Below are 4,761 nucleotides of genomic sequence, written 5' to 3' on the forward strand. Positions count from 1 at the left end.
CGGCGGGGGTGTGCATCACGCGGCCACGATGCTGGCCGGCCCCAACCCGGCCGGTCCGCCGCCCGGTGCCCCGCAGCCGCCCGGTCCTCCCGGGCCGCCCGGGATGCCGCCCGGCGGCGCGCCGATGGCGCCGCCGGTGCCGCAGCCTCCGCAGCATCAGGGCTACGGGTACCCGCAGCCCCAGCCGACCGGGCTGCCGACGGTCGGGCCGGGCTATCAGGCCGTACTGCGCTACCGCGCCCAGGACGGCAGCGAGCAGCAGCTCATCCGCCGCTCGGCGCCCGGCACTCCGCACCCGGAGTGGCAGATCCTGCACGAGCTGCGCGCCATGAACGTGCCGCCGCAGCAGGTGCTGGAGCTGCACACGGAGCTGGAGTCCTGCGAACTGCCGGGCGGTTACTGCGCCCGGATGATCCGCGAGACGTGGCCGCAGGTGCGGATCACGAGCGTGGCGCCGTACGGCAAGGAGCACGCCGTACGCCGGCAGGGCATGCGGCATCTGCTCACCCACCAGGGCGAGTTGCACCAGGTCGCGGACGGTCCGGCGCGCCCCGCGCCGGTGCGGGTGCCGCTGCCGCCCCCCGGGCAGTTGATGCAGGCGCCGCCGATCCCGCCCGAGGGGGTCGCGCACGAGCTGCTCGGCGCCTTCGGGCCGCAGGGCGTCTTCCGTTTCGACCAGGCCGCGGTGTCGCGTCAGGGCGTGCCGGAGATCGTCGCGCGCACGCTCGTCTGGGCGGGACTGCCCGTCGATTTCGGGCCGTTCTTCTGGGCGCAGGCGGTGCCCGGCCAGCCGGTGCCGACGCTCGCGGAGCTCGCGGCGCAGCGCGGGGTGCAGCCGGCGTCGGACGCGGGCTCGTACCTCGTCATGGGCAGTGACTTCGGCCGGGCGATCTGCGTGCAGTACGGCACGGCGAACATCGTGGCCGTGCCGGTGGAGTCGGGGCCGGGCGGTCAGCCCGTGCCGCCGCAGTTCGTGAACACGGGGCTGCCCGAGTTCACCCGTTCGCTGGCGCTGCTCGGCCACATGTGGCGGTTGCGTTTCGGCTTGACGCCGGAGCAGGCCGGGCGCTGGACGGTCGATTTCCAGGCGCAGCTGGCCGCGCTGGACCCGGCGGCGCTGGCGTCGCCGGAGAGCTGGTGGTCGGTGCTGCTGGAGCAGATGTGGGACGGCCTGCTCTGACGGTCCGTCGGAGCGGGACAGGGGGCGCTCGGCCCGAGGGGCAGGCCGGGTGCCCCCTTTCGTGTGCCCGGGGGCCGGATCGGGCGGCCGAAAAGCTCTTGGGTGCGCCGCGCGACGGCGCCTCGATTCCGGCTTCTGGCGGCAATTGGCGCATCCTTGACCGGACGGTCGGGCGGAGTGTCGGGTTTTGAGCGCTTGAACCTGATCCGCCAAGATTGCGACGGATTGTGTTGCGCGTCGGAGAGAGGCTTCCAGGATGAGTGCATCGGTTTCACCGTCACCTCACGGCTTCGTCGCCGGACGGGGCCGCGGCTACCGTCCGGACCAGGTGGAGCGGTACGCCACCGGGCTCTCCCAGGAACGCGACGCCGCGTGGGAGCGTGCCGCTCGTCTGACCGTCCTCAGCAAGGAGATGGAGGCCGAGGCGGCGCGCGTGCGCGAACTGGCCGACGGGCTCGCTCCCCAGACGTACGAGAGCCTCGGTGAGCGCGCCCAGCACCTTCTCGCCGTGGTCGAGGAGGAGGCGGCGGAGCTGGCGGCCACGGCACGCGAGCAGGCGCAGGCCCTCCGCGACGAGGCCGCGGCGGCGGCCGCCGCCGTCCGGGACGCGGCCCGGGCGCACGCCGAGACGGTACTGGCGGACGCCGAGGCCCGCGCCCGGCAGATCCTGCTCGGCGCCCAGCGCACCGCCGACGAGACCAGGACCGGGGCGCGCCGGGACGTGAAGGAGTGGCGGACCGAGGCCCTCGCGGCGCTGAAGGAGACACGGCAGCGCGCGGCGGGCCTGCTCGCCGACCAGGAGCGGGCGCACGCGGAGCGCTGGGAGGGCGCGGAGCGTGAGTTCGCCGCGCTGGCGGCCGAGTCGGACGCCCGGCACGCCGAACTGGCCGACCGTGCCGAGGGCGGTCTCGCGGACGCGAAGCGGGCCCTGGCCGAGGCGGAGGAGGCGGCCCGGCACCGTCAGGAGAACGCGGAGGCGCGGGCGGCCGAGCTGCTCGCGGAGGCGCGGGTGCGTGAGGAGCGCGTCGTACGGGACACCGAGCGCGTCCTGCGCGAGCACGACGACGCGCGCGAGGAGATGCAGGCCCACATGACCCACGTACGCACCAGCCTGGCCACCCTGACCGGCCGCGCCCCGGCGGAGGGCTGACCCCCCGGGGCGGCGCCGGATCAGGCAGGCGGGCGGCGGTCGGGCGGGAGCGCGCAGGCAGGGCTGCCGCCCGGGAGGCGGCCGCGGTTGTTCGCGACCAGCCGGTACACCGCGTGGGCCGCCCAGCTCAGCGGCGGCAGTGTGAGCAGCGCGCCCAGCACGGCCCACCCCCGCCCCGCGCTCAGCAGCAGTCTGGCGACGGCCTGCGCGCCGCCGTGCACCGCGCCGGTGGGCGTCACCCACAGTGCCTCGTACTCGGCCCGCCGCCGGGTGACGCCGAGGGCGTCCAGATCCGCGAACTGCCACGGCGTCATCGCGCACCGGGGCCGCACCCACCGCTCGGCGAGGTTCGCCGAGGTGGTGCAGAAGGCGCAGTCGCCGTCGTACACGAGCACGGGTTCGGTCCGCGGGGTCCGCATCGCCGCCATGGTCCGCATGAGTCCATGGTGCCCGTCGCGGCCGCGAACATCCCCTGACGCGGCGGGGCGGCCCGTGCGCTCCTACCCCGCCGGCGGCTTGCCCCGCTCGCTGCCGCCCGGGCCTTCGCCCGCGCCCGCCAGGATCCACGCCTCCACCGCCTCGTACTGGCGGCGCTGCTGTTCGCCCCGGCCGCGGTGGGACAGGAAGGTGCCCAGCCAGCCCATGAGGAAGCCGAAGGGGATGGACACCAGGCCGGTGGTGGTGAAGGGGTACCAGTTGAAGTCGTGGCTCGGGAAGACCGCGTGCGGCGAGCCCGAGACCAGATTGGTGCCGGTCATCAGGACGATCACGCACAGCGTCCCGCCGATGAGGGTGCACATCAGGCCGGCCCGGGTGAAACGGCGCCAGAAGAGGCTGTAGACGAGGGCCGGGGCCAGTGCGGAAGCGCCGATGCAGAAGGACAGGGTGACCAGCGGCTGTACGTTCCAGTGGCGGGCCAGGACGGCGAGGGCGATGGCGGGGACGCCGACGCCGACCGCCGCCGCTCTCGCCAGCGCCATCTCGCCCGCGTCGCCCGACGGGGAGGACCCGCGCCGCAGGCCGTGCGCGAAGAGGTCGTGGGCGAGCGAGTTCGCGCAGGCCAGGATCATCCCGGCCACCGAGGCCAGCAGCGTCAGGAAGATCGCCGTGGTGACCGAGGTGAAGACGAGGGTTTCGAGCGCGGACGGCCCGCCGCCCACGAGCGCCTGGCTGACCAGGAGGATCGACGTGTTGCCCTGCGGGTCGGAGGCGATGATCGGCCCGCGGCCGACGAGCGCCGCGGCGCCGAAGCCGATCACGGCGATGAGCAGGCAGAAGAAGACCACGGCCGACACCGCCCAGGACATCGAGCGCCGTACGGCGAGGGCGTCGCGCGAGCTGTACATGCGCATCGTGATGTGCGGCAGGCAGGCGGCGCCGAGCACGACCGTCAGCTCGGAACTGATCATGTCGAGTCCGCTGCCGCCGAACTGGAGCCCCGAGCGCAGGAAGGCGTCGCCCGCGCCGCTGCCGGTCTTCGCCGCGTCGAGGAGCCGCGTCGTACTCCAGTCGAAGTGGCCGAGGACCAGTACGGCGAGGACGACCCCCGTGCCGAGCAGGAAGACGGTCTTGACGATCTGGATGAGGGCGGTGCCCTTCATGCCCCCGATGGCGGCGTAACTGATCATCAGGACGCCGAGGACGACGATGCAGCCCGTGCGGAAACCCGAGCTGTCGAAGCCGAGGATGAAGGCGAGGAGGTCGCCGGCCCCGGCGAGCTGGACGACCATCAGCGGGAGCAGCGCGGCGAGTGTGACCAGGCCGGCGGTGATCCGTACGGCGCGGCTCGGCGCGCGGCGGGCGAAGGCGTCGCCCATGGTGAACCGGCCCGCGTTGCGCAGGGGTTCGGCCAGCAGGAACATCAGGAGGACGAGCGAGAGAGCGGTGCTCAGGGCCAGTACGACGCCGTCGTAGCCGGTGAGGGAGATGACGCCGATGGTGCCGAGGACGGTGGCGGCGGAGATGTAGTCGCCGGCGATGGCGAGGCCGTTGCGCATCGGGGAGAGGGAGCGGTAGCCGGTGTAGAACTCGGCGAGGTCGTCGCGGTCGGGGCCGGTCATGACGCACAGCAGGAGCGTCACGGTGGCGACCGCGATGAAGGCGACCAGGGACGTCTCCTGGGCGGACTCGCTGAATCCGGTCATGGGGTGCGCCGCCGGCGGCTCTGTCCGCGCAGGTGCGCGGCGAGCGGGTCGACGCGGTGGCGGGCGGACCGCTCGTACACGGCGATGGCCGCGAGGGTGACGGGCAGCTGGCACAGGCCGAGCAGGAGTCCGGTGGTGAGGCCGCCGGGCAGTTCGCCGCCCATCAGGCCGGGCGCGAAGCCGGAGAGGACGAGGAAGAGCGTGAAGTAGCCGAGGGCGGTGAGCGTGGCGACGCGGCGCAGCCGCCGGTACGCCGAGCGGAGCCTGCGCAGGTCGCCGTGGTGGCC

5 protein-coding genes are annotated in these 4,761 nt (G+C 74.1%); 2 read left to right on the forward strand and 3 right to left on the reverse strand.

Features of this window, described 5'->3' with window-relative positions:
• The coding region (locus E2E34_RS31600; RefSeq protein ID WP_208765394.1) for an SUKH-4 family immunity protein at positions 1 to 1,180 on the forward strand (1,180 nt) is incomplete at its 5' end.
• 256 nt (positions 1,181 to 1,436) lie between these two features.
• Positions 1,437 to 2,330, forward strand: coding sequence for a cellulose-binding protein (locus E2E34_RS31605; protein WP_138905282.1), 894 nt, complete (start codon positions 1,437 to 1,439; stop codon positions 2,328 to 2,330).
• A gap of 20 nt (positions 2,331 to 2,350) precedes the next feature.
• Here E2E34_RS31605 and E2E34_RS31610 read toward each other — a convergent pair whose 3' ends face one another.
• From E2E34_RS31610 to E2E34_RS31620, 3 genes are all read right to left on the reverse strand, one after another.
• Positions 2,351 to 2,767, reverse strand: a complete 417-nt coding sequence (locus E2E34_RS31610) for a thiol-disulfide oxidoreductase DCC family protein (RefSeq protein ID WP_425573406.1) — start codon at positions 2,765 to 2,767, stop codon at positions 2,351 to 2,353.
• Positions 2,768 to 2,830: 63 nt separating this feature from the next.
• Positions 2,831 to 4,474, reverse strand: coding sequence for a sodium/solute symporter (locus E2E34_RS31615; protein ID WP_138905283.1), 1,644 nt, complete (start codon positions 4,472 to 4,474; stop codon positions 2,831 to 2,833).
• On the reverse strand, positions 4,471 to 4,761 hold a 291-nt coding region (locus E2E34_RS31620), incomplete at its 5' end, for a DUF485 domain-containing protein (RefSeq protein ID WP_138905284.1). The genes E2E34_RS31615 and E2E34_RS31620, both read right to left, overlap by 4 nt.

Origin of the sequence: Streptomyces albidochromogenes (assembly GCF_005981925.1) — a bacterium.
GTDB classification, from domain to species: domain Bacteria; phylum Actinomycetota; class Actinomycetes; order Streptomycetales; family Streptomycetaceae; genus Streptomyces; species Streptomyces albidochromogenes.

Coding starts and splice junctions, on each gene's coding strand:
- E2E34_RS31605 (WP_138905282.1), top strand. CDS start 1,437: ATGAGTGCATCGGTTTCACCGTCACCTCACGGCTTCGTCGCCGGACGG.
- E2E34_RS31610 (WP_425573406.1), bottom strand. CDS start 2,767: ATGCGGACCATGGCGGCGATGCGGACCCCGCGGACCGAACCCGTGCTC.
- E2E34_RS31615 (WP_138905283.1), bottom strand. CDS start 4,474: ATGACCGGATTCAGCGAGTCCGCCCAGGAGACGTCCCTGGTCGCCTTC.